General features: G+C 68.2%; 29 protein-coding genes. 14 read left to right on the forward strand and 15 right to left on the reverse strand.

Going from position 1 to position 25,915, the window contains the following annotated elements; translation table 11 throughout:
- Positions 1-198: 198 nt before the first annotated feature.
- The 6 genes from SOM18_RS13605 to SOM18_RS13630 form a co-directional block, all read right to left on the reverse strand.
- Positions 199-444, reverse strand: a complete 246-nt coding sequence (locus SOM18_RS13605; RefSeq protein ID WP_031440475.1) for a hypothetical protein — start codon at positions 442-444, stop codon at positions 199-201.
- Positions 445-554: 110 nt separating this feature from the next.
- Positions 555-1,334, reverse strand: a complete 780-nt coding sequence (locus tag SOM18_RS13610) for an exonuclease domain-containing protein (protein WP_042467016.1) — start codon at positions 1,332-1,334, stop codon at positions 555-557.
- A 27-nt stretch (positions 1,335-1,361) separates the two neighbouring features.
- Complete coding sequence (locus tag SOM18_RS13615; protein WP_031440476.1) at positions 1,362-1,817, reverse strand: PH domain-containing protein; 456 nt, start codon at positions 1,815-1,817, stop codon at positions 1,362-1,364.
- Between the two features lie 79 nt (positions 1,818-1,896).
- On the reverse strand, positions 1,897-3,264 hold the full coding sequence (gene pgmG, locus SOM18_RS13620) for a phosphoglucomutase/phosphomannomutase PgmG (RefSeq protein WP_031440477.1): 1,368 nt from the start codon (positions 3,262-3,264) through the stop codon (positions 1,897-1,899).
- A gap of 16 nt (positions 3,265-3,280) precedes the next feature.
- Positions 3,281-3,535, reverse strand: a complete 255-nt coding sequence (locus SOM18_RS13625; RefSeq protein WP_031440478.1) for a molecular chaperone DnaJ — start codon at positions 3,533-3,535, stop codon at positions 3,281-3,283.
- Between the two features lie 34 nt (positions 3,536-3,569).
- On the reverse strand, positions 3,570-4,424 hold the full coding sequence (locus tag SOM18_RS13630; RefSeq protein WP_042467017.1) for a division plane positioning ATPase MipZ: 855 nt from the start codon (positions 4,422-4,424) through the stop codon (positions 3,570-3,572).
- A gap of 75 nt (positions 4,425-4,499) precedes the next feature.
- Here SOM18_RS13630 and panC point away from each other — a divergent pair, with 75 nt between their 5' ends.
- Positions 4,500-5,351, forward strand: coding sequence for a pantoate--beta-alanine ligase (gene panC, locus SOM18_RS13635; protein WP_031440480.1), 852 nt, complete (start codon positions 4,500-4,502; stop codon positions 5,349-5,351).
- 80 nt (positions 5,352-5,431) lie between these two features.
- Positions 5,432-5,728, forward strand: coding sequence for a sel1 repeat family protein (locus SOM18_RS13640; protein WP_031440481.1), 297 nt, complete (start codon positions 5,432-5,434; stop codon positions 5,726-5,728).
- Positions 5,729-5,773: 45 nt separating this feature from the next.
- Here the strand turns inward: SOM18_RS13640 and topA are convergent, their stop codons facing one another.
- On the reverse strand, positions 5,774-8,395 hold the full coding sequence (gene topA / locus SOM18_RS13645; RefSeq protein ID WP_320481824.1) for a type I DNA topoisomerase: 2,622 nt from the start codon (positions 8,393-8,395) through the stop codon (positions 5,774-5,776).
- 413 nt (positions 8,396-8,808) lie between these two features.
- On the opposite strand from topA, the gene SOM18_RS13650 reads away from it, so the two are divergent.
- Complete coding sequence (locus SOM18_RS13650) at positions 8,809-9,075, forward strand: hypothetical protein (protein WP_031440483.1); 267 nt, start codon at positions 8,809-8,811, stop codon at positions 9,073-9,075.
- Here SOM18_RS13650 and dprA read toward each other — a convergent pair.
- Positions 9,044-10,180, reverse strand: coding sequence for a DNA-processing protein DprA (dprA, locus tag SOM18_RS13655; protein ID WP_320481825.1), 1,137 nt, complete (start codon positions 10,178-10,180; stop codon positions 9,044-9,046). The two genes, SOM18_RS13650 and dprA, sit on opposite strands and share 32 nt — an antisense overlap.
- Positions 10,173-10,790, reverse strand: coding sequence for a glycerol-3-phosphate 1-O-acyltransferase PlsY (gene plsY, locus SOM18_RS13660; RefSeq protein ID WP_320481826.1), 618 nt, complete (start codon positions 10,788-10,790; stop codon positions 10,173-10,175). The genes dprA and plsY overlap by 8 nt, the downstream gene beginning before the upstream one ends.
- A gap of 310 nt (positions 10,791-11,100) precedes the next feature.
- Here plsY and murI point away from each other — a divergent pair, with 310 nt between their 5' ends.
- Positions 11,101-11,895, forward strand: a complete 795-nt coding sequence (gene murI, locus SOM18_RS13665; RefSeq protein WP_031440102.1) for a glutamate racemase — start codon at positions 11,101-11,103, stop codon at positions 11,893-11,895.
- A gap of 136 nt (positions 11,896-12,031) precedes the next feature.
- Positions 12,032-13,294 carry a 5-aminolevulinate synthase gene (gene hemA / locus SOM18_RS13670; RefSeq protein WP_042466797.1) on the forward strand — a complete coding sequence of 421 codons (1,263 nt, stop codon included), beginning with the start codon at positions 12,032-12,034 and terminating at the stop codon, positions 13,292-13,294.
- An 11-nt stretch (positions 13,295-13,305) separates the two neighbouring features.
- On the opposite strand, the gene SOM18_RS13675 is transcribed toward hemA, so the two are convergent.
- From SOM18_RS13675 to SOM18_RS13690, 4 genes are read right to left on the reverse strand one after another with little or no spacing between them, the layout of a single operon-like run.
- Positions 13,306-13,770, reverse strand: coding sequence for a DUF3429 domain-containing protein (locus SOM18_RS13675; RefSeq protein ID WP_031440101.1), 465 nt, complete (start codon positions 13,768-13,770; stop codon positions 13,306-13,308).
- Complete coding sequence (locus SOM18_RS13680; RefSeq protein WP_320481827.1) at positions 13,770-14,489, reverse strand: anti-sigma factor; 720 nt, start codon at positions 14,487-14,489, stop codon at positions 13,770-13,772. Before SOM18_RS13680 ends, SOM18_RS13675 begins: the two co-directional genes overlap by 1 nt.
- Complete coding sequence (locus SOM18_RS13685) at positions 14,482-15,051, reverse strand: sigma-70 family RNA polymerase sigma factor (RefSeq protein ID WP_031441039.1); 570 nt, start codon at positions 15,049-15,051, stop codon at positions 14,482-14,484. The genes SOM18_RS13680 and SOM18_RS13685 overlap by 8 nt, the downstream gene beginning before the upstream one ends.
- A 10-nt stretch (positions 15,052-15,061) precedes the next feature.
- Complete coding sequence (locus SOM18_RS13690; protein ID WP_042467299.1) at positions 15,062-15,499, reverse strand: hypothetical protein; 438 nt, start codon at positions 15,497-15,499, stop codon at positions 15,062-15,064.
- 160 nt (positions 15,500-15,659) lie between these two features.
- Here SOM18_RS13690 and rpiB point away from each other — a divergent pair, with 160 nt between their 5' ends.
- The 5 genes from rpiB (at position 15,660) to SOM18_RS13715 (ending at position 19,406) form a co-directional block, all read left to right on the forward strand.
- Complete coding sequence (gene rpiB / locus SOM18_RS13695; protein ID WP_031441041.1) at positions 15,660-16,118, forward strand: ribose 5-phosphate isomerase B; 459 nt, start codon at positions 15,660-15,662, stop codon at positions 16,116-16,118.
- A complete protein-coding gene (locus tag SOM18_RS13700; RefSeq protein ID WP_031441042.1) occupies positions 16,115-17,425 on the forward strand; it encodes a serine hydroxymethyltransferase in 1,311 nt (436 codons plus the stop codon). The genes rpiB and SOM18_RS13700 overlap by 4 nt, the downstream gene beginning before the upstream one ends.
- 5 nt (positions 17,426-17,430) lie before the next feature.
- On the forward strand, positions 17,431-17,610 hold the full coding sequence (locus SOM18_RS13705; protein ID WP_031394946.1) for a hypothetical protein: 180 nt from the start codon (positions 17,431-17,433) through the stop codon (positions 17,608-17,610).
- A complete protein-coding gene (gene nrdR, locus SOM18_RS13710) occupies positions 17,611-18,075 on the forward strand; it encodes a transcriptional regulator NrdR (protein ID WP_031394945.1) in 465 nt (154 codons plus the stop codon).
- A 194-nt stretch (positions 18,076-18,269) separates the two neighbouring features.
- Positions 18,270-19,406, forward strand: coding sequence for a TrmH family RNA methyltransferase (locus SOM18_RS13715; protein ID WP_081874324.1), 1,137 nt, complete (start codon positions 18,270-18,272; stop codon positions 19,404-19,406).
- A gap of 151 nt (positions 19,407-19,557) precedes the next feature.
- On the opposite strand, the gene SOM18_RS13720 is transcribed toward SOM18_RS13715, so the two are convergent.
- Positions 19,558-19,857 (reverse strand): chorismate mutase, encoded by a 300-nt coding sequence (locus tag SOM18_RS13720; protein WP_031441044.1) that lies wholly within the window; start codon positions 19,855-19,857, stop codon positions 19,558-19,560.
- Positions 19,858-20,049: 192 nt separating this feature from the next.
- Between SOM18_RS13720 and rpsD the strand changes: the two genes are divergently transcribed.
- Complete coding sequence (gene rpsD, locus SOM18_RS13725; protein ID WP_031394942.1) at positions 20,050-20,664, forward strand: 30S ribosomal protein S4; 615 nt, start codon at positions 20,050-20,052, stop codon at positions 20,662-20,664.
- 118 nt (positions 20,665-20,782) lie between these two features.
- Here the strand turns inward: rpsD and SOM18_RS13730 are convergent, their stop codons facing one another.
- Positions 20,783-22,777: an alpha/beta hydrolase family protein gene (locus tag SOM18_RS13730; protein WP_249403232.1), complete on the reverse strand. Its 1,995-nt coding sequence runs from the start codon at positions 22,775-22,777 to the stop codon at positions 20,783-20,785.
- A 187-nt stretch (positions 22,778-22,964) separates the two neighbouring features.
- Here SOM18_RS13730 and SOM18_RS13735 point away from each other — a divergent pair, with 187 nt between their 5' ends.
- The 3 genes from SOM18_RS13735 to SOM18_RS13745 are packed head-to-tail and all read left to right on the forward strand — an operon-like array spanning position 22,965 to position 25,915.
- Positions 22,965-24,596 carry a M28 family peptidase gene (locus SOM18_RS13735; RefSeq protein ID WP_031441046.1) on the forward strand — a complete coding sequence of 544 codons (1,632 nt, stop codon included), beginning with the start codon at positions 22,965-22,967 and terminating at the stop codon, positions 24,594-24,596.
- Positions 24,597-25,565, forward strand: a complete 969-nt coding sequence (locus SOM18_RS13740; protein WP_320481828.1) for an agmatine deiminase family protein — start codon at positions 24,597-24,599, stop codon at positions 25,563-25,565.
- Positions 25,565-25,915 carry a DUF3147 family protein gene (locus tag SOM18_RS13745; protein ID WP_031441049.1) on the forward strand — a complete coding sequence of 117 codons (351 nt, stop codon included), beginning with the start codon at positions 25,565-25,567 and terminating at the stop codon, positions 25,913-25,915. Before SOM18_RS13740 ends, SOM18_RS13745 begins: the two co-directional genes overlap by 1 nt.

A 25,915-nucleotide genomic window follows, 5' to 3' on the forward strand; every position in this document is an offset into this window, starting at 1 on the left:
CTGTGCCGCATCGATCGCGGGATTGGCCGAGACCCGGAGATCGCAATCGCGATCGGTCGGGATGGCCATCAAGATCACGGATCATCATGACCCGGTGATATCGTCGTCATGGTTCGACTTTGGCAGGGCCTCTAACCCGCCCGACAAGGCGAGACCGCTGCCGTTCGAGCGGATGACATCGCTACGCCGTTCGTTTGCTCAGTTGCTGTCCGAATCCTCGTCGTCGCTCGAGGCGAGCAGAATGGCGCCGCCCACGATGACAACCGTTGCGAGCAGGGGGACGATCAGGCTCGGACCGGCAAGCTTGGTCTTCCTGACGGTCTGCGTCGATACACGCACCGACTTGGCGACAGACAATGGCACCGCTGCGTTGGTGGCTGCATTCGCGGTGGCCGGCATCGTAGCGATTGCAAATGCTGCAGCAATGATGATGAACTTGCGCATGAAGGGGTCTCCACTTCACCGAAGGAGACACGATCATAGTTCAATTCACGAATAATATAAACGCGCGCAATGTTTTGGTACGTATTATATGTATCCGCCGCGAAGTCGCTCTAGAGCAACAGTTCCTGCGCGCTCGCCTTGCCGACACGGCCGCCACCACTTCGCCGATCCATCTCGTGATTGGCGGTGAAGCGGATATCGGGATCGCGATCGGTCAGGAACGCCATCAGGGTCTCATGATCCAGTTCGGACCATTCCTTGCCGCGGTCGGGGCCATAGCGCACGCGCGGGATCAGGCCGGGATCACGCGACCATTCGATCAGCTGCGCCAGGCTCGCCTCGTTGAGCATGTCGCGCAGATGGAAGGCGGTGACATAGGCGTCGGGGAAGGCGCGATGCGCGGGCAGGCCGCGCTCATGCTCCATCCCCGCGGGCTTGCGCCAATAGCGCAGCACCTGGTTCGAGAAGCTCGGCGAATCGGGCCACAGCCGAAGCGCGCATTTCCAGGTACAGATCCATTCGGCATCGCGGGTCAGCGCGGGGGTGCAGAATTTCTGTTCGAAATCGGCACGGTGCGCCGCCAGCGCGAGCCGTCGCGGCCAGGGATCGAGCACCTGACGCGCGCAATCATGCCACCAGGGCGCATCGGCGACATGCTCGTCGAGAATATGGTGGATCGCCTGCGTTACCGGCGGAATCAGCCGGCCCGGATTGACCAGCAGACTGCCGCCCTCGCCGTAGATTTCCCAGCGCCCGTCCTCACCCAGCGCGACGTCCTGCCAGCCGATCTCGCACACGCCATGCGCGGGGGGAGCCGATCCGGTGGTCTCGAGGTCGATGACCCGGATCATCTGCGGCTGGGGTTTGGGCTTTGCATAAGATGGCGCCATGACTGCCATGTGGGGACAAAAGCGCGGCTAATCCAGCGCGTATGCACCATCCCGGTCGATATCGACCTCGCGCACGCCGCGCCGCTGGCGCGCACGGTCGACGAGCGTGCGCAGCCCTTCGCGCCGGTCGCGCGCCATCGGCACGTCGCGCAGGACGAATTCGCCGCCGCCGGTCGTGCGATCGGTCGACGTCAGCACGATCGTGCCGATGTCGGTCATCTGGTTGAGCAGCGAATAGCCGAGCCGGACGTCCTTGATCCGGTAGAGCTCGATCTCGTCGATCGTCTTGAACAGGATGCCGCGCTTCACGATCAGCCGCTGGTCGGTGATCTCGAAGGTCGTGCTCCGGTTCCGGAGCCAGCGCAGCCCGATCAGCACGAAACCCACGCCGACCAGGCAGGTCAGCAGCGTTCCCCAGCCGGCAAAGCTGCCGAGCAGCCAGCGGCGCGTGCTGGACCGGAATTCGTCGATGGGTCGCTCCACGCGGCACTCCTTGGGATGATGGCGGAGGGTAGGGTAGCCCGGCCCCGAGTCAATCGCCGCGCGCGGGGCGGCACGCGGATCAGGCTCGCGTCACCCCGCAGGCCGCGAGGTGCGCATCGACCGCGGCGAGCAGGCTGGCCAGCGCGTCGTCGGTGCGTGCCTCGGCGCGCACCGTCAGCATCGCCTGCGTGTTCGACGCGCGCAGCAGCCACCAGCCATCGGGCGTGGTGACGCGCGCGCCGTCGGTCAGGTCGACCACCGCGCCCTCGCGCGCCAGCCGTGCGACGACCGCGTCCACCACCGCGAATTTCTCCGCATCGTCGACCGGGAAGCGCAGATCGGGCGTCGCGACCAGCGCCGGCATCGCATCGTGCAGCGCGGTCAGCGACTGTCCCGACAGATGCACCGCGCGAATGAGGCGGACCGCGGCATAGGCGGCGTCGTCGAACCCGTAATAGTCACCGGCGAAGAACAGGTGCCCGCTCAGCTCGCCGCCGAGCGGGGCGCCGGTGCGCGTCATCGCCGTCTTCATCAAACTGTGCCCGGTCGGCGCCATCACCGCCTTGCCGCCAAGCGCGGTGATCCGGTCGAACAGCGCCTGGGACGACTTCACGTCCGCGACGATCGATGCACCGGGATGCTCGCGCAGCGCGGGCTCGACCAAGATGGACAGGATCTGATCCCCCCAGATCACCCGCCCGAGCGCGTCGACCGCGCCGATCCGGTCGCCATCGCCGTCAAAGGCCAGTCCGAAGTCGAGGTTGTTTTCCGTGACGAGCCGCTTCAGATCGGCAAGGTTCGATTCTTCGGTAGGATCTGGATGATGATTGGGAAAATTGCCGTCGACTTCGGCGAAGATCACATGATGCTCACCCGGGAGGAGCTTGACCAGCGCCTCGATCACCGGGCCCGCGGCGCCGTTGCCGGTATCCCAGCCGATTCGGTACGCGCCGCCGGCATAGCCCGCCATCAGCCGGCCGACATAGGCGTCGCGCAGGTCGACGGTGGTAACCACGCCGGCGCCTTCGCTCCACGCGCCCGACGCGGCAAGCGCGGCAAGATCCTGGATGTCGTCACCGAAAAATGGGGCGTGACGCAATACCATCTTGAAGCCGTTATACTCGGCGGGATTATGGCTGCCGGTTACGTGGATGCCGCCATCCACTTCTAGCGTCGCCTCGGCATAATAGAGCATCGGCGACGGGCCGAGACCGATCCGGACGACGTCGACCCCGCCCGCGACCAGCCCGGCGACCAGCGCCGCCTCGAGCGCGGGGGAGGACAGGCGACCGTCATAGCCGACCGCCACGCGGGTGCCGCCGACGCTGCGGACGCGCGTCGCGAACCCCCGGCCGATCGCGGTGGCATCTGCAGGACCGAGGCTTTTGCCGACGATCCCGCGAACGTCATATTCGCGCAGCGCGCTGGGGTCGAACTGGTGCGTCATACGTCTCTGTGTCGGCTTATCGCGTGCGTTTGAGCAGCAGGTCGCGCGCGGCATTCACCCGCCGCGTCAGGTCGGTCGAGCCGCCGCGGTCGGGATGGACCGAGGCGATCAGCCGCCGGTGCGCGCTGCGGACCGCGTCGGCATCCGCACGCGCGTCGATCCCCAGGATCGCGCGCGCCTCCGCCTCGTCGGTCACCACCCGCTGTTTCGGCTTGGGGCGCAGATACCGCCAGGCCAGCCAGATCAGCAGTGCGGTGGCGATCCACGTCACGCCGCGGCCCTGCGGCGGACCGTGGTGCGGTCCGTCATGCAGCGACATCCGACACGGGGCCGGGCGACGCCGGCGCAGCGGCGCGCGGCGCGGTTTCGGCGACCAGCTCGGGCAGCTGCAGCGCCGCCATCATCTCGCGCAGTTCCTGGCGCGCGGCGACGTGTGCCAGCCCCATGCCGCCGAATTCCTTCGCATCGATCATCGTCAGCCCGGCGGGGAACATCTCACGGTAGATGACGCGCTCGCCGAGCCCCGGAATGATCCGGAATCCGACCCGCTTCGACAGCTGGACCAGCGCATCCGAGACGCGGCGCATGTTGCGCGCCTCGATATGCTGGAGGCGGTTGCGCAGCACGACCCAGTCGATCGTCGTCCCGTCCGCGCGGGCGCGCTGCTTGCGCGCATCCCAGATCAGCTCGGAATAGAAACTCGGCCGCGTCACCTGGAAGGTTTCGGGATCGACCTGCCCGATCAGATCGAAATCGACGAAGCTGTCGTTCATCGGCGTGACCAGCGTGTTCGAGAGCGCGGCGGCGGTGCGCGCAAACGGATCGTCGCGGCCGGGCGTGTCGACGACGAGGAAATCCGAGTCCGCGCACAGCGAATGCCACAGATCCTCGAACTGGTCCTCGGTCTGCGCCGACAGCGTCGCGTGACGCGGCATCGGCAGCGCGGAGCCGGTGCGCTTGATCGTCTCGGCGCGGTTGTCGAGATAGCGGCCGACGGTGCGCTGGCGGTGGTCGAGGTCGAGACAGGCGACGCGCGCGCCCCTGGCGGCCAGCGCGATCGCGACATGGACCGCGGTCGTCGATTTGCCCGTGCCGCCCTTCTCGTTGGCGAACACGATGACGTGCGTCGAAGCGTGAGGGGAATCCGGGCCCGTGGCCAACGCGCGTTTCCTTATTGATCGTGAGTGACGCCCTTCATAGAAGCCGCGACCGTACTTATCGAGTGGGAGTTTCACGTGGACACCGTCAGGGACCTGAATATGCTGCGCGAAAGCGTCGCCGCGTTCCGCGCGGCCGGCCAGCGCGTTGCGCTCGTCCCGACGATGGGGGCGCTCCACGCCGGCCATGTCGCGCTGATCGAGGCGGCGAAACGCCCAGGCACGAAGGTCGTCGCGTCGATCTTCGTGAACCCCAAACAGTTCGGCCCGAACGAGGATCTCGCGCGCTATCCGCGGCGCGAGATGGCCGACATCAGGCTGCTGAACGAGGTCGGCTGCGACCTGCTCTGGGCGCCGGGCGTCGAGGTCATGTATCCCGAAGGCTTTGCCACCAACGTCAGCGTCGCCGGGGTGAGCGAGGGCTTTGACGGGGCCGCGCGCCCCGGCCATTTCGACGGCGTCGCGACCGTCGTCGCCAAGCTGTTCAACCAGGTCGGCGCGGATGCCGCCTATTTCGGTGAAAAGGACTTCCAGCAGCTCGCCGTCATCCGCCGGATGGTCACAGATCTCGACTTCGCGATCGAGATCGTCGGCGTCCCGACGCAGCGCGACGATGACGGCCTCGCCATGTCGTCGCGCAACATCTATCTCGACGACGACCAGCGCCGGCAGGCGGTCGCGCTGCCGCGTGCGCTCGGCGTCGCCGCGCGTGCGATCGCCCGCGGCGAGGATGTCGCCGCCGTGCTCGACGACGCCCGGACCGCGCTGGTCGGCGCGGGCTTCGCGATCGACTATGTCGCGCTCGCGGATGCCGAGACTCTCGTCGAGCAGACGGGTGCGGAACAGCCCGGCGCGGCCCGCCCCCGGCGGCTGCTCGCGGCCGCGCGGATGGGCACGACCCGGCTGATCGACAACATCGCGGTCGACTAGGCAATCCTACGGAATGCCCCGTTAACCATTGAGCAGGCCGAGTCGGTCCAGTCTGTCGGCAGGAACAGCGGGGACCGACAATGGCTGGCAGGCTCAAGACCAAGAATTTCCTGATCGAACGGCGCCTCGCCGATGCCGCGCGCGGCGACGAGCGCGCCTGCTACGAACTCGGGATGGTGTATTCGACCGGCACCGCGGGCGTCGTGCTCGACCTGATCGAGGCGCATAAATGGTTCAACCTGGCGGCGGTGTCGGGCAATCACGCGGCGCAGGAATGCCGCGCGCAGATCGCCGAGGACATGAGCCCGCGCGACATTGCGGTGGCGCAGCGCGCCGCGCGCGACTGGATGCAGTTGACGCAACGCCGCGCGGCGTAAGCCTTCTGTCTGTATCCTCCCCCCTGACGGGGGAGGATCAGGGCGTCATTCCGCTGCGGCCTTCTTCTTCGGCGCTGCCTTTTTCGCAGGCGCCTTCTTGGCCGGAGCCTTCTTAACCGGCGCCGCCGTCGCCTCCCCGTCCTTGGCCGCCGCGGCCTTGGCCGGTGCCTTCTTCGCCGCGGGCTTCTTGGCGGGCGCCTTCTTCTTCTTCGTCGCAGGCGCCGCCGCGGCCCGCGCGTCGACCAGCGACGCGGCTTCCTCCAGCGTCAGCTGGTCCTTCTCGATCGACTTGGGCAGGGTCGCATTGGTCGTGCCGTCGGTGACATAGGGACCGTAACGCCCCTCCATCAGCTTGATCTCCGCCTCGGTGCGCGGATGGTTGCCGAGCACCTTGAGCGGCGCCTGCGCCCCGCGCGCGGTGCGACCGCCGCCGGCCGCCGCTTCGGCCAGCTTCACGACCGCCGCGTTCATGCCCGTCTCGAACACGTCCGCGGTCGTGGTGAGACGCGCATATTTGCCCTGATGCTTCAGATACGGCCCGAACTTGCCGATCGTCGCGATGATCGGCTCGCCGGTCTCGGGATGATTGCCGACCGTCCGCGGGAGCGAGAGCAGCTTGACCGCCCATTCGAGGTTGAGCTCGCCGATGTCCTTCGGGATCGACGCCATCTTGCGATCCTCGCCCTCGCCGATCTGCAGATACGGGCCGAAGCGTCCCGACTTGCGCTCGATCGGCTGGCCGGTGTCGGGATGCGTGCCGAGCGTCGACGGACCCGCATCCGTCTCGGCGTCACCGCCGGGCTGCGCGAAGCGGCGGGTGTATTTGCACTCGGGATAGTTGGAGCAGGCGATGAACGCGCCGAACTTGCCGCCACGCAGCGCGAGCTGCCCCTCGCCGCAATTCGGGCAGAGCCGCGGATCGCCTCCATCCGCCTTGGCGGGGAACAGGTACGGCGCGAGGAAGGTGTCGAGCTCGGCGGTGATCGCGCTGGGCTGCTGCTCCATCACCTCGGACGTGCGCGGCTTGAAATCGCGCCAAAACGCGTCGAGCACCGACTGCCACTGCGCGCGGCCGCCCGACACGTCGTCGAGCTCCTCCTCGAGTTCGGCGGTATAGTCGTAGCCGACATATTTCTCGAAGAAGCGTTCGAGGAACGCCGTCACCAGCCGCCCGCTCTCCTCGGCGAAGAAGCGGTTCTTCTCGATCCGGACGTACGCGCGGTCCTTCAGCGTCTTGATGATCGAGGCATAGGTGGACGGGCGACCGATGCCCAGCTCCTCCATCCGCTTGACGAGGCTGGCCTCCGAGAAGCGCGGCGGCGGCTGCGTGAAGTGCTGCTCGGCGTCGACCTTCTTCTTGGCGGGCGCATCGCCCTCCTTCATCCGCGGCAGGCGGCGTGCGTCCTCGTCCTGCGTGTCGTCGGCGCCTTCCTCGTACAAGGCGAGATAGCCGGGGAAGAGCACGACCTGACCGGTTGCGCGCAGGATGTTGCGACCCGTGCCGTCGGCCATCTCGACCGTCGTGCGTTCCATCCGCGCCGACGCCATCTGGCTGGCGAGCGCGCGCTTGAAGATCAGGTCGTAGAGGCGCGCATGATCGCCGCCGCCGGCCTTGTCCTTGGAAAAGTCCGTGGGGCGGATCGCCTCATGCGCTTCCTGCGCGTTCTTCGCCTTCGACTGGTACTGGCGCGGCTTGTCGGGGACGTAGCTCGCGTCGAAGCGGTTCGCGACCGCGAGGCGCGCGGCTGAAATCGCGCTGCCGTCCATCTGCACGCCGTCGGTACGCATATAGGTGATCGCGCCGTCCTCGTAGAGGCCTTGCGCGATCCGCATCGTGTGATCGGCGGAGAAGCCGAGCTTGCGCGACGCTTCCTGCTGGAGCGTCGAGGTCGTGAACGGCGGCGGCGGGTTGCGCGTGGCGGGCTTGGTCTCGACCGTCTGGACCGAGAAATTGCCGTCGAGCACCGCCTGCTTGGCCCGCAGCGCGTCGCCCTCGTTCCCGATCGACAGCCGGTCGAGCTTGTTGCCCTCGAACTGCGTCAGGCGCGCCTGGAACGCGGTGCCGTCATGCTCCATCTCGGCGGTGACGGACCAGTATTCCTGCGGCTTGAACACGTCGATCTCGCGCTCGCGCTGGACGATCAGGCGGAGCGAGACCGACTGGACGCGGCCGGCGGACTTGGCGCCGGGCAGCTTGCGCCACAGCACCGGCGAAAGCGTGAAGCCGACGAGGTAATCGAGCGCGCGGCGGGCGCGGTAGGCGTCGATCAGGTCGTCGTCGAGCTCGCGCGGGTTCTTCATCGCCTCGGTGACGGTGGCCTTGGTGATCGCGTTGAAGGTGACGCGCTCGACCTCCTTCGGCAGTGCTTTCCGCGCACGCAGCACTTCGCGGACGTGCCACGAAATCGCCTCGCCCTCGCGATCCGGATCGGTCGCGAGGATCAGGCGGTCGGCCGTCTTGGCGAGGTCGGTGATCGCTTTCAGCTGCTTCGACTTGTCGGCGTAATTCTCCCACGTCATCGCGAACTGGTCGTCGGGATCCACCGAGCCGTCCTTGGGCGGCAGGTCGCGGACATGGCCGTAGCTGGCCAGCACGCGATAGTCGCTGCCGAGATACTTCTCGATGGTTTTGGCCTTGGCAGGCGATTCGACGATGACAAGCTGCATGGGGAAACCGGGATCCTTACGTGTACGCGTACGAGGGTGACGGCGTTCGGGTGGTGCCGTCAAGCAGGCGCTTGGTCGGCATGAATGCGCCAGATAGGGCGCCCGCGCCCGTTTGTCAGAGGCAGGGCGGGCGCGGTGGCAGCATCGCGGTGCGCGATCGCGGGCGCGCATCGTGCAGACCGGATGGCGTCCCCGCCCGGGACGGATCGAAGTGATGTCGATAGAGCATATGCTGGATAGTTGATCCAAATCAGGTTAATTGTTGGTGTAAGATCGCATCGATCGGCGCTCATTTCGGCGGATTGCATGACATATCAGGGCCCTCTGCCACGCTGCACCGCCCCCGACCGGGAAAGCGCGTCCTGTCGCGCCGGGACGTCGATCACTGTCCGGGTGGATCCGGCGGGTGTCGCATGACCCCCGCGGCACTCGTCCTCGCGCAACGCAAATGCACGGTGCTGGCGCGACGGATCGCGACGCTGCGCCGGGCCGCGCTGCGCACGACCACGCCGCTCCTGATCGAGGACGATCAGCGCGAGCTCGACGGATTGATCGCGACGATCGAGCGGGCCTGCGACGATGCGGACGCGCTCGCCCGGAAACAGCGTGCGGCGATCGCGCTGGCGCTGGCGACCACCGGCGTTGCGCCTAGCCGGCGGGCCCGGCCCAGATCAGGCTGACCCGCCCGCCCGCATGCCGTTCCAGCCGGCCGGCCAGTTCGAGCTCGAGCAGGATCAGCTGGACGATCGCCGGCGCCCGGTGCGACTGGCGGACGAGTTCGTCGATCCCGACGGGGACGGGGCCGAGCAGGTCGGCAACCGCGCGCCGGTCGGCCTCGCTCGCATCGTCCGGATACCCACCGCCGGTGTCCTGCCCGGTATAGGCGTCGACGGGGGAACGGACCGAGCGGCTGTCGAACGGACGGATCTGTTCGAGAATGTCCGCGGCCGACTGGACGAGCGTCGCCCCCTCGCGGATCAGCAGGTTGCACCCCTGCGCACGCGGATCGAGCGGGCTGCCGGGCACCGCCATCACTTCGCGTCCCTGCTCGGCGGCGAGCCGCGCGGTGATGAGCGAGCCCGATTTGGGCACCGCCTCGACCACCACCGTCCCGATCGAGAGCCCTGCGATGATGCGGTTGCGCGACGGGAAGTTGCGCGCCTTGGGTTCGGTCCCGGGCGGCTGTTCGGCGAGCAACAGCCCGTGCGTGGCGATCGCGTCCTGCAGCGCAGCGTTGTCGGGCGGGTAGGCGATGTCGATACCACTCGCGATGACGCCGATCGTGCCGCCGGATCCGGTTCCCGTGCCGTTCTTCCCGAGCGCACCGACATGTGCGGCGGTGTCGATCCCGCGGGCGACGCCCGACACGACCGTCGTGCCCGCCTCGGCGAGCGCATGCGCGAGTTCGCGCGCGAAGCGGCACGCGGCGGCAGAGGCGTTGCGCGCGCCGACCATCGCGATGCACGGCCGGGTTGCATGCGCGATGTCGCCGCGCAGGATCAGCACCGGCGGCGCGGTCTCGGTCTCGGCCAGCAGGCGGGGGTAATCGGGGTCGTCGACAAAGAGGTAGCGGGCGCCGAGCCGCGCCGTCACCGCCATCTCGCGGTCGACCAGCGTCCGGTCCGCGACCCGCGGGACGCGCCCGCCGCCGCGTGCGGCCAGCGTCGGCAGCGCGTCGATCGCGGCCTGCGCACTGCCGAAGCGGGCGATCAGCTGGCGATAGGTGACCGGTCCGATCCCGGTCGTACGGATGAGCCGAAGTCTGGCGACCGCGGTGTCAGCCACCACGCGGCCGGCTGGTGCCACCGATCCGCGGCTCGGTCCCGGCGAGCAACCGCTGGACATTCTCACGGTGTTTCCACCCGACGATCAGCGCAAGCGCGAGGAGCAGCAGGACCAGATCCATGCGCCCGAACAGCGCGGCGGCGAGCGGTGCGCTGAACGCCGCGGCGATGCCCGCGACCGACGAGATCCGCAACGTGCCGAGCAGGCCGAGCCACACCGCCGCATAGACCAGCCCGAGCGGCCAGTGGAGCGCGACGACGATTCCCATCAGCGTCGCGACGCCCTTGCCGCCGCGGAACCGCAGCCAGACCGGGTAGCAATGGCCGATAAAGGCGCCGGCCGCCGCGAGCAGCGCGTTGCCGGGGAACAGATGCGCCACCAGCAGCACCGCGACCAGACCCTTGGCCATGTCGAGCAGCAGCGTCGCCGCGGCGAGGCCCTTGCGCCCGGTCCGCAGCACGTTGGTCGCGCCGATATTGCCCGATCCGATCGTCCGCAGATCGCCCGCGCCGCCCAGCCGCGTGAGGATGACGCCGAACGGGATCGACCCCAGCAGGTAGCCGAGCGCCAGCGACAGCGTCGGCGCGACCCAGAATATGTCCGTCTGCAAGAAAGCTCCCCCGTTCCGCCCCGCTATAAACGACCCGGGGCGGACGGCAAATGCCGCGTCCGTGGGCGTCGCGGGGCGCGCCCGGGCACCTCCACCCCGTCATCCTGACGAAAGTCAGGATCCAGAGCCAGGTAGGACGACGCTCGCAACTCTGGATCCTGACTTTCGTCAGGATGACGGAAGAAGGGGGGGCGGATACCGTAAGGCGCGGGCGGCGGAAGCGCCGTGCGGGCGACGGGCGACACCCCTGCCAACCTTCGGCCCTCCCGGCAGGCTGTCACCCGCCATCGATACCGCCTAAGGCGCGGTGATGGACGTTCGCCCCATCCTGTTCTTCGATTCCGGCGTCGGCGGCTTGTCGATCGTCGGCCCCGCGCGCGCTGCCCTGCCGGACGCGCCGTTCGTCTATGCCGCCGACTCGGCCGGCTTTCCCTATGGCACCAAGAGCGAGGCGGAGATCGCCGCGCGCGTGCCGGTGCTGCTCGGGCGGCTGGCGGAGCGGTATCGGCCGCGGCTGATCGTGATCGCGTGCAACACCGCGTCGACGATCGCGCTGCCGGTGGTGCGCGCCGCGCTCGATCTGCCGGTGGTCGGCACGGTCCCCGCGATCAAGCCCGCCGCCGCGCTGTCGGTGACGCGGACGATCGGCGTGCTCGGCACCGAGGCGACGGTGCGCCAGGCCTATGTCGACGATCTCGCGGCGCGGTTCGCGGCCGACTGCACCGTCCTGCGCCACGGCTCGGCGGCGCTGGTCGAGATGGCGGAGGCCAAGCTCCACGGCCGCGCGGTCGCGCCCGACCGCTATGCCGCCGTCCTCGACGGCCTGTTTGCGCAACCCGGCGGCGAGGCGATCGACGTGATCGTCAACGCCTGCACGCATTTTCCGCTGGTCGCCCCCGAGCTGGCCGCCGCCGCCGGGACGCGGGACATCCGCTTCGTCGATGGCGGCCCCGGCATCGCGCGCCGGATCGTCCACCTGATGCAAGGGGAGTCTTGGGCCGGTGGCGGCGAAGGGGTCGCGGTCTTCACGCGACTCGGCCCCGACGAACAGGCGCTCGCCCCCGCACTCGCCCGGCACGGGTTCACCCGGATGGAGCAGCTCTGACGCAAGGCTTGGGACAATATGCCCGCTTGCGTCATGCGCGCAGCATGGCAATGTTCTACAAGGACGAGGAAAGCGATCACCGTAACAACGGTATTGCGCTGGATTAGACGGAAAGCGAGGCGTAGTGCCCCAGGTCATGATTACGGATGTCTCCACGACGGCCGACGGCATTGCGGGCCCACGAGTCGATTATTCGCGCGTCTTCACGCAGGCGATCGACCGCCTCCATGCCGAGGGCCGCTACCGCGTCTTCATCGATATCCTGCGCAACAAGGGCGCGTTTCCGAACGCGCGCTGCTTCGCCGGACATAACGGCCCCAAGCCGATCACCGTCTGGTGCTCGAACGATTATCTCGCCATGGGTCAGCACCCCAAGGTGATCGCGGCGATGGAAGAGGCGCTGCACGATGTCGGTGCGGGCTCGGGCGGCACGCGCAACATCGGCGGCAACACGCATTACCATGTCGACCTCGAGGGCGAACTCGCCGACCTGCACGGCAAGGAAGCGGCGTTGCTGTTCACCAGCGGCTATGTCTCGAACGAGGCGACGCTGGCGACGCTCGCCAAGGTCCTGCCGGGCTGCATCATCTTTTCGGACGAGCTGAACCACGCGTCGATGATCGCGGGCATTCGCAATTCGGGCTGCGAGAAGCGCGTGTTCCGGCACAACGACCTCGCGCATCTCGAGGAGCTGCTCGCCGCCGAGGATCCGAGCGCACCGAAGCTGATCGCGTTCGAGAGCGTCTATTCGATGGAAGGCGACATCGCGCCGATCTCGGCGATCTGCGATCTCGCCGATCGCTACAACGCGCTGACCTATTGCGACGAAGTCCATGCGGTCGGCATGTACGGCGCGCGCGGCGGCGGCATTTCCGAACGTGATCAGGTCGCGCACCGGATCACGATCCTCGAGGGCACGCTCGGCAAGGCGTTCGGCGTGATGGGGGGCTATATCGCCGCTGATCGCACGATCGTCGACGTGATCCGCAGCTATGCGCCGGGGTTCATCTTCACGACCTCGCTGTCGCCGGTGCTCGTCGCGGGCGTGCTCGCCAGCGTCCGGCATCTCAAGGCGTCGAGCGTCGAGCGCGACGGGCAGCAGGCGTCGGCGGCGATGCTGAAGGCGATGCTGAAGGATGCCGGGCTGCCGGTGATGATCGGCGACACGCATATCGTGCCCTTGATGGTCGGCGATCCGGTCAAGGCGAAGAAGATCAGCGACGTGCTGCTCGCCGAATACGGCGTGTACGTCCAGCCGATCAACTATCCGACCGTGCCGCGCGGTACCGAGCGGCTGCGCTTCACGCCCGGCCCCGCGCATACCGAGGCGATGATGCGCGAACTGACCGACGCGCTGGTCGAGATCTGGAGCCGTCTGGACCTGCGCAAGGCGGCCTGAGCCGGACCGGCCTATAGTGCCGCCGCCGTGAGGGTCAGGACACCGAGCCCCAGCGACAGCGGCACGCGCAGCGCCATCCACCCCGGTGGCGCGATGCCGGCGCGGACCAGCGCCCGATCGACGAGCAGCGCGCCGATCAGGCTGATTCCGAGCACCACCAGCGACGGCCCCGGCCAGCGCAGCCCGACCATCCACGGCCAGGCGGTCACCAGTGCGATCAGCGACGGTGCCACGCTCGCGAACCACAGCCAGCGCGGCGCCCCCTCGGTGCGCGCGGCCAGCCCCCACCACAGCCCGCCGAGAAAGCTGAGGATCAGCGCGGCATAGGCATAGGCGACCGCCAGCGCGGAAAATCGGCTCGCAGGGTCGTTGCCGAGCAGCAGCGCGACCGCGCCGATCTGCGGCAACAGCCCCGACAGCCCGAGCAGCCGCGCGATCGGCGGAATGCCACCGGAGGGCGCAGGCGCGGGCGCCATCAGACGCGCGCGACCACGCCGGTCGCGACGACCGGACCGGTCGGCAGCCCGGTCGGCGAGCCGCCCAGCGGTTCGATCGAGATCGCCAGCGTCGCGCCCGGCGCGATCCGGCCGCGATCCGCGCCCCGCGGCGCCAGCACCGTCGGCCGCGCGGCAAGCAGCCCGAGCGAATGCGGCACGCCGTCGCCGCCGATCACCCAGAGCTGCGCGACACGCGCATCGGGCACACCCGGCCCGGCCGCGACGCGCAGCGCCCCGGTCGCGGGGTCGTACACCGCGGCGACGGGCGACTTGGCATCGCCCAGCATCGCGACCAGCACGCTGCTCGGCCGCGCCGCCGGGATCGGCTGCGACACCGGTGGCGCCGACCGCGGCTCGACCGCGATGAACAGCAGCAGGCAGGCGGCGACCGCGCTGCTCGCCGCCGCCAGCCACGGCCAGGGCGACCGCGCCCCGCTGCGGAGCGTGGTCACGCCGTCGGCCGTGCGACCCGATTGGCGGGTGAGGGCGTCGAGACTCGTCTCGACCCGCGCCGCGAGCTGCGGTGGCGCGTCATGCTCGGGCCACAGGTCGAACAGCGCCGCGAACTGCGTGCGCCACCATTCCACATCGGCGGCGAAACCGGGTTCGGCGAGCAGGCGGCGCACCGCCGCCGCCCGCTCGTCGCCCTCGAGCAGGCCCAGGGCGAATTCGCCCGCAAGCGGATCACGATCAGCCACCGAGGCAATCCTTCAATCGGGCCAGCCCGCGCCGCACCCAGCTCTTCATCGTCCCGAGCGGCACCGCGCGACGCAGCGCGAGCTCGGCATAGGTCACGCCATCGAAGAACGCGGTCCGGATCACGTCGCGCTGCTGCTGCTCCAGACCCTCGAGACAGGCGTGCAACCGCCGCGTCGCCTCGTCGTCGAGCAGCAAGGCCTCGGCGCTCGGCTGCGGGTCGGCAATGTCCGGTGCATCGTCGATCGGCGAGGCGCGGCGGACGCCCTGTGCGCGCTGCCAGTCGATCGCACGATTGCGCGCGATCGTCGCCAGCCAGGTGATCGGGCTCGCACGACCGGGTTCCCAGCCGCCGGCGCGCTTCCAGATCGTGAGATAGACGTCGTGCAGCACATCCTCCGCGGCTTGAGCATTGCCACAGATACGCAGGGTGATCCCGAAAAGCTTCGCCTGGGTCAGCGCATAAAGCTCGCGAAAGGCGTCACGGTCTTCCTCGCCGGTCCGGATCAGGACACTCGAGAGATGGGCGCGGGCGGCATCCGCCTGGGGCTTGGACAGGGTCACGCGACCGACACTAGCGCGTTGATCCGCGGCGACAATAGCCTTCGCCCGTCTTGACCGTCAGGCAGTCGGTCTTGCCGGCCAGATATTTCAGACCCGTCGCGTCGCCGTTCGTCGGCCGCAGGATCTCGCGCACCCCGTCGCGCGTGAAGACGATCGTGTCGCCGACCGCGCGCGCATCGAACACCCCCTTGTGGTCGAGATCCCACTGCATCGCGAGCCGGAACTGCCCCGGTTCACCCGCCGGCGTCACGTCGAGGACCATGCCCTCGACGCCGATCCACCGCCCCGACAGGTCGCGCGTCGGTTCTGCGACGACCTTTTCGGGGCGCGTCGTCTCGGTTGCGCCCGCCGACGTCATGCTCGCATCGCCGCGCGTCTCGGGTGCCGGTCCGGAACAGGCGGCGAGGACGAGGGCGGCAAGGGCGGCGGTTAGGGCGAGAGCTTTCATGGGGATCTCTTTGCAGGCGGCAGGGCGGTCATTGCAATCCTCCCCCTGGCGGCGGGGGATCGTCAGGCTCTATGCGCCGCCTTCGCGAACAGGTGTGGCAAATCCCGGCTCGGCTCGGTAAAGGGCTGGGCACCCGATCCCGATCACAGGAATACGCCAGGTGCGCATCGCCATCGCGTCCGACCATGCCGCCGTTTCGTTGAAAGCGGTGCTGACCGCGTGGCTGCGCGAGGCCGGGCACGACGTGCTCGATCTCGGCCCCGAGGGCACCGCGAGCGTCGATTATCCCGATTACGGCTATGCGCTGGCCGCCGCGATCGACGACGGTCGCGCCGAGCGCGGCATTGCGCTGTGCGGCTCGGGCATCGGCATCTCGATCGCCGCCAATCGCAATCCCGCCTGCCGCTGCGCGCTCGTCTCCGAGCCGCTGTCGGCGAGCCTCGCGCGGATCCACAACGACGCCAATGCCATCGCGATGGGCGCCCGCCTGATCGGCGAGGAAATGGCAAAAGCGTGCGTAGACGCCTTCCTGTCCGCCGATTTCGCCGGCGGCCGTCATCAACACCGTGTCGACAAGCTCTCCGCCGTCGACCGGACTTCCGCAAAGGTCCCCGCATGAGCACCCAGCCCAACACGCTCCATGACGTCCAGCCGGACGGCTTCTTCACCCGCGGCCTCGCCGATGCCGATGCCGCCGTCTTCGCCGGCGTCGAGGCGGAGCTCGAGCGCGAGCAGACCCAGATCGAGCTGATCGCATCCGAGAACATCGTCTCCAAGGCGGTGCTCGAGGCGCAGGGCTCGGTCTTCACCAACAAATATGCCGAAGGCTATCCGGGCAAGCGCTATTACCAGGGCTGCGCGCCGTCGGACACGGTCGAGACGCTCGCGATCGAGCGCGCCAAGCAGATCTTCGGTTGCGGCTTTGTCAACGTCCAGCCGCATTCGGGCGCGCAGGCGAACGGCGCGGTGATGCTCGCTTTGGTCAAGCCCGGCGACACGATCCTCGGCATGAGCCTCGACGCCGGCGGCCACCTGACCCACGGCGCCAAGCCCGCCCAGTCGGGCAAGTGGTTCAACGCGATTCAGTACGGCGTCGACGCCACCACGCACCTGATCGACTATGACCAGGTCGAGGCGCTGGCGGTCGAGCATCAGCCGAAGCTGATCATCGCGGGCGGCTCGGCCTATCCGCGCGTCATCGATTTCGCCCGTTTCCGCGCCATCGCGGACAAGGTCGGCGCCTATTTCATGGTCGACATGGCGCATTTCGCAGGCATCGTCGCGGCGGGGCTTCACCCGACGCCGTTCGGCCATGCGCATGTCGTGACCACGACCACGCACAAGACGCTGCGCGGTCCGCGCGGCGGCATGATCATGACCAACGACGAGGCCATCGCGAAGAAGATCAACTCGGCGGTGTTCCCGGGGCTTCAGGGCGGGCCGCTGATGCACGTGATCGCAGCCAAGGCGGTCGCGTTCGGCGAGGCGCTCCAGCCCGACTTCAAGAGCTATATCGCCGCCGTCGTCGAGAATGCGAAGGTGCTGGCGGCGACGCTCAAGGAGCGCGGCTCGGACGTCGTCTCAGGCGGCACCGACACGCATCTCGCGCTGATCGACCTCACCCCGCTCGGCATCACCGGTCGCGACGCGGACGAGGCGCTCGAGCGTGCAGGGATCACCTGCAACAAGAACGGCATCCCCAACGATCCGCTCCCGCCGATGAAGACCAGCGGCATCCGCGTCGGCACCCCTGCCGGCACGACGCGCGGCTTCGGTCCGGCCGAATTCCGCGAGATCGGCAACATGGTCGCCGACGTGCTGGACGGGCTCGCGAAAAAGGGCGAGCATGGGGACCCGCAGGTCGAGGCGGACGTTCGGGCACGTGTTCGCACGCTGTGCGCGCGCTTCCCCATCTATCAAGGATAACGAGCATGTCGAAGATCGATGACATCCAGAACGACATCAAGGCGACCCCCGGCCTCGGCAAGAGCATGGCCAAGTGGAGCGCGCTCGGCGCGGTCGTCGCGATTCCGGTGCCGGTGATCGGCCCGATCTTCGGCGCGCTCGCGGGCGCGGGCTATGCCTATTACAAGGGCAAGAAGAAGGTCTGAATGCGCTGCCCCTTTTGCGGACATGAAGACAGCCAGGTCAAGGACAGCCGCCCCACCGAAGACGGGGCGGCAATCCGGCGCCGGCGCCAATGCGAAGGCTGCGCCGCGCGTTTCACGACGTTCGAGCGCATCCAGCTGCGCGAGTTGTTCGTGCTGAAAAGCGAGGGGCGCCGGGAGCCGTTCGACCGCGAGAAGCTGCTCCGCTCGCTCTCGATCGCGACGCGCAAACGCGCGATCGAGCCGGGACGGATCGACAAGCTCGTCAGCGGGATCCAGCGCCGGCTCGAGACGCTCGGCGAGAACGACGTCACGTCGAAGCGGATTGGCGAGATGGTGATGGACGGGCTCAAGGGGCTCGATTCGGTCGCGTATATCCGGTTCGCTAGCGTGTACCGCGACTTCAGCGAGGCGAAGGACTTCGAGGCATTTGCCGGGAGTGTCGAGGAGGTCGGGCGGGCGGAGTGATCTGACCGTCGGTCGTTTCCCTGGCGGGGGCCCTTCGACTTCGCTCAGGGCGAACGGAAGGGGGCGAGGTCCTGCGGGCCACCCGGCCCCGAGAGCCCGCGCGCTCGTCGAGACGCGCACCACCCCCACCCCGTTCGTCCTGAGCGAAGTCGAAGGACTTGTTTGACCACCACGCCACCGCGTAAGCCCCGGCCATGACATTCTGGGCCTATATGGTGCGCTGCGCCGACGACAGTTATTACACCGGACATACGGACGATCTCGAACGCCGGATCGGCCAGCACAACCTCGGCGAGGTGGCTGGCTACACGCAGACGCGCCGCCCCGTGACGCTGATGTGGAGCCAGGACTTCCCGTCCCGACACGAGGCCCTCGCGGCCGAGTTCCAGGTCAAGGGCTGGTCGCGGCGCAAGAAGGAAGCGCTCTCGCGTGGCGATTGGGCGGATCTGCACGATGCGGCGATCCCCCCGCGGGAGCGTGCCCTTCGACTTCGCTCAGGGCGAACGGAGGAAGAGGAGGGTGCCGCACCACCCTCCGCCGTTGATGCCTCACTCCCTCCCCCCGTTCGTGCTGAGCGAAGTCGAAGCACCGTGGCGGACCCAACCCCACCCCCCGTCATAATCCTAGTCCGCCCCCAGCTCGGCGAAAACATCGGCAAGGCCGCGCGCGCGATGCTCAACTTCGGGCTCGTCGAGATGCGCCTCGTCTCCCCGCGCGACGGCTGGCCCAACCCGTCGGCCGGCCCCGCCGCCAGCGGCGCCGACATCGTCCTGCAGAACGCCAAGGTCTATGACAGCGTCGCCGCCGCCACCGCCGACTGCGCACAGGTCTTCGCGACAACGGTCCGCAAGCGCGGCGTCACCAAGCCTGTCGTGACCCCCGAACAGGCCGCGACCGAGATCCACGCCGCGCCCGGCCGCTCCGCCATCCTGTTCGGACCCGAGCGCTCAGGGCTCGAAACCGACGACGTCGCGGTCGCGCGGACGATCATCACCGTGCCGATCAACCCCGAATTCGGCTCGCTCAACCTCGCCCAGGCGGTGATCCTGGTCGCCTATGAATGGTCGAAGGGGCTGACCGCGGAGCGCGAGCTCAGCCAGCCCTCGATCAACCCGATCATGCCGCCCGCGCCGCAGGAGGAGCTTGACGGGATGATCGGCCAGCTCGACACAATGCTGATGGGCGCGGGCTTCTTCTATCCGCCCGACAAGATCCAGACGACGCGCCGCACGCTGCGCACGCTGCTGACCAAGCCCGGCTGGTCGAGCCAGGAAATCCGCACGATGCGCGGCGTGCTGTCGTCGCTGGCGGGGAAGAAGCCGCGGGGGTGAGGGGAGCAGGCGCGCCTACCCGAATTCCGTCATCCCCGCGAAGGCGGGGATCCATACTGGCGAACGCTGGCGCTCAATGGGCCAAACTTTGCCACTATGGGTTCCCGCCTCCGCGGGAATGACGGACTTGGTTAAAGGCAGGCCTGTTCTTCTAGCGCCGGTCGAACGCCGCCAGCTCATACGCGATCGACGCCTCGACCAGCCCCTCCCACAGATCCGCGATCGCCGCGTCCGGCAACCCCAGCCGCGCGGCCTCGGCCCGCGCATTCTGGATCACCTGAGTCTTGCGCGCCTCGTCGCGGACATGGCCGCGCTCGGGCTTGATGCGCGCGGCGGCGTCCATATAGGCAAAGCGTCTGGCCAGCAGCGCGACGAGCTCGCGGTCGAGCGCGTCGACGCCCGCGCGGACCTCGGTCATGGTGGTACAGTCGGGGCCGGATAGGATGGTCATGCCGCCTCTTGCCGAGCAGCCCGCACGCTGTCCAGCTTGACTCTGGCAGGCGCGGCGTCTAGGCGCCCGCCTTCGCAATGGCCCTGCACCCCGGTGAAGCGGTGGCCCTGCCTTGTCCGGACCCTCGGGTCCTATGACGACCAGCAGAGCGATACCGGGACCAACGTTGTTTGCATTTGCAAAGGTTATACTATGTCGAAGCGTCAGAGCGCAAAGTACAAACTCGATCGCCGTATGGGCGAGAACATCTGGGGTCGCCCCAAGTCGCCGGTCAACAAGCGTGAATACGGCCCCGGCCAGCACGGCCAGCGCCGCAAGGGCAAGGTCAGCGACTTCGGTATCCAGCTGCGCGCCAAGCAGAAGCTCAAGGGCTATTACGGCGACGTGACCGAGAAGCAGTTCCGCGCCTGCTATTTCGAAGCCGCACGCATGAAGGGCGATACCAGCCAGAACCTGATCGGCCTGCTCGAGCAGCGTCTCGACATGATCGTCTACCGCGCCAAGTTCGCGCCGACGATCTTCGCGGCCCGCCAGATCGTTTCGCACGGCCACATCCGCGTCAACGGCGTGAAGTGCAACGTCGCATCGCGTCGCTGCTTCGTCGGTGACGAGATCACGCTGGGCACCAAGGCGCAGGAGATGGCGCTGGTGATGGAAGCACAGACCCTCGCCGAGCGCGAGATCCCCGACTATGTCGCCACCGACGGCGCCGCCAAGGTCACCTTCACGCGCGTGCCCACGCTCGACGAAGTGCCCTACCCGGTGAAGATGGAACCGAACCTCGTCGTCGAGTTCTATTCGCGCTAAGTCGAGCGACGCGAGACCGGCCGGCGTCGCGCAGGCGACGTCCGACGACGTGGCCCCGCCACGGCGCGGTTCGAAAAAGGAAAAGGGCGGTCCTCCGGGGCCGCCCTTTTTCGTTGCGCTACATCCCCATCGCGTTGCGGAGAAATGCATCCGCCTTGGCAAGCATCAGGGTACGCGCACCATCGTCGTCCAGCTGGTGATCGAGACCGGGGAATTCGACGAGCTCGACCTTGCCGCCCGCCCCCTTCAGCCTCGATGCCATCAGCCGCGATTCGTCGATGCCGACATTTCGGTCGCGGTCGCCGTGGAACATCAGGACGGGCGCGGTGATCCGGTCGGCATGGCGCGCGGGTGATCCCGCCTGAACGTGCGGACCGTGACCAATAAAGGCGTCGACCACCGTATAACTGGTAAACCCGCGCGCTTCCTCGCGAAATGCATCGAGATCGGTCACCGGCGCGACCGCGACGATCGCCTTGAACAGCCCGGGTTCGGTGACCGCCGATTGCAGCGCGGCATAGCCGCCATAGGACCAGCCGACGATCGCCAGCGTGGCGGGCGCGGCAATTCCCTGTGTCACCAGCCAACGGCCGGCATCGTCGACATCGCCGATCGCGGTGCGCCACGACTGGAAGCCGTTTTTCTGGAACCAGGCCGAGCCATAGCCGGTCGAGCCGCGGAAATTGGGCTGAAGCACGGCAAAGCCGCGCGCGGCGAAGAATTGCGGGAGCCAGTCGAACCCCCATTCGTCGCGCGCACCCGGCCCGCCATGCGGCATCACGATCGCGGGCAACCCCTTGCCGCTGCTGCCGGCGGGAAGCGTCAGATAGCCCGGGATCATTGTCCCGTCGGCCGCGCGAAAGCTGATCGGCTTGACGCTGCCGAGCGGGATGCCGGCGAGCTGCGCGCGCGCCGGCATCACCTCGCCCATTTTCCGGGTCTTGCGGTCGAGCAGGTAATAGCGGCCGGGATCGACGTCGCTGCCCGCGAACAGCAGCAGCGTGTTCTCATCCGCACTGGCATCGATGAACGTCACGATCGGCTTCCCCGGCAGCGCCGCGTTGAGCGACGCCGCCAGCGCGCGCAGCGCAGGGTCGAAGAACGCCACCTCGCGCCGATCGGTCGCATAGGTGGCGCCGACCACGCGGCTCTGCCGGCCGATGCGGATCAGGCCGTCGACATCGACATCGGGGTGGGCCAGCACGAGCTCGCGCTTGAGCGTGCCGTCCAGCGCGACCTTGAACAGCGCCTGGCGGCCATCCTTGTCGTCAAAGCCATAGGCGATGTTGAGCGCCGGATCGACGGCATAGGGATTGAACCCGGTACCGTTCTGATCGCCCTCCAGCCGGCTCAGCGGCAACCAGGCGCGATCGCCGGGCTTCCGGTACAGATAGTCGGTCCGCCCGGTTTCGTAGCCGGAGTTGCTTCGGCTGCGCAGCCCCATGATCCGCACCATGCCGCGACCGTCGCTGATATACTCGTCCGCCGTCCCGCGCGGCGCCTCGATCGTCCGCCGTGCGAGCGTGACGCTGTCGATCCGTTCGACTCCCAGGCCCTCGCCGCTGCTCGCAGTCTGCATCCCGGTCGTCATCTCGGGCACGAAGCTGCGCGTCATCAGCACAGCGCCGGCGACGCCGTCGGCGGTCCAGTCGATCACGCTGCCGCCGTCCTGCATCATGCCGAGCGAACGGTCGTTGGTGCGGGCGCTGAGCATCTTCATCGCGCTGCCGTCGCGATTGATCGCGACCGTCCGGCTGAAGCCGATCAGCCCGAAACTGCTCTTCGACGCGGTCCGGATCTGGCAGATCACGCGGATGTCGGTGGCCCATCGACAGGAGGTCAGCGTTTCGGGATCCCCCGCCGCGGACAGGATCGGCTGTGCCACTTCGCCCGTGGTCATGTTCGCGATCCGCAGCGCGGCACCGTGCCCGCGAACGGGTACGATCATCGCGACATGCGTCCCGTCGGGCGACAGGCTCATCTGCTGGACCGCCTCGCGCGCGCCGAACGCCGCCGCCATCGGCCCGGCCGGGTCCGCGGCGCCCGCCGTCGTTGAAATCCCCACGCACAGCGCCATGCCCGCGCGCACGCGCATCATCGATCGCAACCGCATTCTTATCCCCCGAACCAAGCCCCGCTACGTAACCTAGCAACGCCGCGCGCGATGACAAACGCGCACTTTCGTCCAATTTGCACCAGACCGGGGGCGGGGACCGAGGCGACCACCGCGGGGGTGGCGCATGCCTTGCGCGGCGGGGGGCACGCTGCCAGAACGCGCGGCACTTACTCGGGAGATCCCTATGCGCGCTGCCCTTCTGCCCTTGCTCCTTCTCGGCACCGCCGCCTCGGCGCAGACCGCGCCCGCCATCTCGGTCGAAACGCTCAAGACCGTCACCCAGACGCTGTCATCGGACGCCTATGAAGGCCGCGCGCCGACCACGCCGGGCGAGGCGAAGACGGTCGCCTATCTCGTCGCGCAGATGGAGGCCGCGGGGCTGAAACCCGGCAACAAAGGCAGCTGGACCCAGGACGTGCCGATGGTCGAGATCACCGCCAAGGACGTCCGGCCGTTCGTCTTCACCGGCGGCACCGCTCCCGTCAGCCTCGCCTATCGCACCGACATGGTCGCCGGCACCTACCGCGTCGCGCCGACGTCGACCGTGACGAACAGCGACGTCGTGTTCGTCGGCTACGGGATCACCGCGCCCGAAAAGGGCTGGGACGATTATGCCGGCGTCGACGTGAAGGGGAAGACCGTCGTCATCCTCATCAACGACGCCGACTGGCAGACAATGGGCCGCGAAGGCCCGTTCGAGGGCCGCGCGATGACCTGGTATGGTCGTTGGCCGTACAAGTTCGAGAATGCGGCCAAGCACGGCGCGGCCGCGGCGATCATCGTCCACGACACCGAACCCGCAGCCTATCCCTGGGCGGTGGTGCAGTCGTCCTGGACCGGGCCGCAGCTCGAGCTTGACGAGAAGGGCGATCATCTCGACCAGTCGCAGGTCATCGGCTGGATGCAGAAGCCTGCCGCCGAACGCGTCTTTGCGAGTGCGGGCAAGGACTATGCCGCGCTCGCCGCGGCCGCCAAGGTGAAGGGCTTCAAGGCGGTACCGCTCGGCCTCAAGCTGTCGACGGGCTTTGCCAACACGATCCGTCGCCAGGCGTCGAAGAACGTCATCGGCGTGCTGCCGGGGACGACCGCACCGGAAGATTACGTGCTGTATTCGGCGCATTGGGATCATCTCGGCCGCTGCGACACGGTGGGTGGCGATGACATCTGCAACGGTGCCGCGGACAATGCGACGGGCACCGCGGGGCTGATCGCGCTCGCACGGGCGCATGTGAAGGCCGGCCCGGCGAAGCGCTCGCTCGCGTTCCTCGCGGTGACCGCGGAGGAATCGGGGCTGCTCGGCTCGCGTTATTATGCCGAGCATCCCATCTATCCGCTCGCGCGGACGGTCGGCGGCGTGAACATGGACGTGCTGAACGTCGACGGCCGCGTGAAGGACTTCGTGCTGACGGGGGCAGGCAAGTCGGAGATCGAGGATCTGGTCAAGCCGTTCGTCGCCGCGCAGGGCCGCGTGATCGGCGTCGAGGCCAACCCCGAACGCGGCGGCTATTATCGCTCGGACCATTTCAGCTTCGCCAAGCTCGGCGTGCCGATGCTTGACGGCGGCAGCGGCGAGGACCTCGTCGTCGGCGGCACCGCGGCGGGTCATGCCGCGCGCGAGGACTATGTCGCCAACCGCTATCACAAGCCCGCGGACGAATATGACGCCAATTGGGACTGGTCGGGTGCAGTCGAGGATCTGACGATCTATTACGGGCTCGGCCGCAAGCTCGCCGACGACACCGGGCTGTGGCCCAACTGGTACAAGACCGCCGAATTCCGCAACATCCGCGACAAAGATCGCGCAGGAGCCAAGTAAGTGACGACACTCCCCCCGCCCGCCGAATGGGCGCATCACAAGGCCGTGTGGATCGGCTTTCCGAGCCATGCCGATCTGTGGCTCGACGATCTCGAACCCGCGCGTGACGAGGTCGTCGCCTTTGCCTCCGCAGTCCATGCCGACGGCTGCGGCGAGACGGTGATCCTGGTCGCCGCGGACGAGGGCTCGGCGCGGACCGCACGCCGGCTCGCGCCGTTCGCCGAGGTCGTGGTCGAGCCGTTCGGCGATATCTGGCTGCGCGACACCGCGCCGATCATCGTCGGCGACGGCACCGCGCACCAGTTCGTGTTCAACGGCTGGGGCGGCAAATACGACCTGCCCGGCGACGACACGATCGGCCGCCGTCTGGCCGAGAGCCGCGGCAAGACGCTCGCGGCGTTCGACTGGGTGCTCGAAGGCGGCGCGGTCGATGGCGACGGCACCGGCGTGGTCGTCACGACCGAGCAGTGCCTGCTCAACCGCAACCGCAACCCCGACCTCGACAAGGCGGGGATCGAGGCGCGGCTGAAGTCCGACCTCGGCTTCAGCCAAGTCGTGTGGCTCGGCGACGGGCTCGTCAACGACCATACCGACGGCCATGTCGACAACCTCGCACGCTTCGTCGGCGAGGGCCGCGTGGCGATCCCCGAGGCAGCCGAGAACGACCCCAACTGGCAGGTCTATCAGCTGGCGAAGCGCGATGCGGAACGTGCCGGCCTGACCGTGGTCAGCATCCCGTCGCCCGGCCGCGTGCTGCGCGACGAGGAGATCGTGCCCGCCAGCTACATGAACTTCTACATCGGCAATGCCGCCGTCGTCGTGCCGCTCTACGGCGCGGAGAATGACGACGCCGCGGTCGCGGCAATCCAGGCGATCTTCCCCGATCGTCAGGTCGTCGGGCAGCGTGCGGACCATATCCTGACCGGCGGCGGCAGCTTCCACTGCATCAGCCAGCAAATCCCCGGCTGATGCTCGCCTTCGCGGTCCGCGCGGTCCTGTCCGGGATCATCGTCGCGCTGATCGCGCTGGTTGCCCGGCGTAGTCCGGCGGCAGGGGCACTCGTCGCGTCGCTGCCGCTGCTGTCGGTGCTCGGCATGATCTGGCTGTGGCACGACACCGGCGACCGCGTCCGGCTGGCCGCGCATGCCGAGGCGACCTTCTGGTACGTGCTGCCCTCGCTGCCGATGTTCCTGCTGATCCCGGTGCTGTTGCGGCACGGCGTCGGCTTCTGGCTTTCGCTCGCTGCCGGTTGCGTCCTGACGATCCTTCTCTATCTCGCGGTCGTCGCAATCGCGGCGCGCTTCGGCGTGACGCTATAG

Origin of the sequence: Sphingomonas sp. CFBP9019 (assembly GCF_034045155.1) — a bacterium.
GTDB lineage: Bacteria > Pseudomonadota > Alphaproteobacteria > Sphingomonadales > Sphingomonadaceae > Sphingomonas > Sphingomonas aerolata.